The sequence below is a fragment of the Peribacillus sp. NPDC056705 genome (assembly GCF_043656335.1).
Genome location: NZ_JBHTYI010000223.1, coordinates 894 through 1,216 on the forward strand (window position 1 = coordinate 894; position 323 = coordinate 1,216).

The 323-nt window shown below is 46.7% G+C and carries 1 protein-coding gene; it reads left to right on the plus strand.

The window, feature by feature from the left end; all coding sequences use genetic code 11:
* Positions 1 to 323: S-layer homology domain-containing protein (locus ACFRAK_RS29140; protein ID WP_394573219.1), on the plus strand; the 323-nt coding region annotated here is incomplete at both ends.

A 323-nucleotide genomic window follows, 5' to 3' on the forward strand; every position in this document is an offset into this window, starting at 1 on the left:
TCATTATGCATTTGCTGCAATCGAGACCGCGGTGCAAGCCGGGCTTATTCAAGGTGTAGGGCAAGGACGTTTTGGACTAGAACAACCCATAACCAGGCAGGACATGGCTGTAGTATTCTATCGTGCCCTGAAGAAGCTGGAGATAGATCCGGTTCAAGATGAAGATGCGAAGACAGAAGATATCACTCAAGCAGCACAATATGCCAAAGATGCTGTGGCATATGCGATGAAGACAAGATTATTTCCGGATGTGATCGAGACTTTCGTGCCCCAAGCTACTGTAACATCGGAAGAGACGATCTCCGTCATATCTAAGTGGTTTA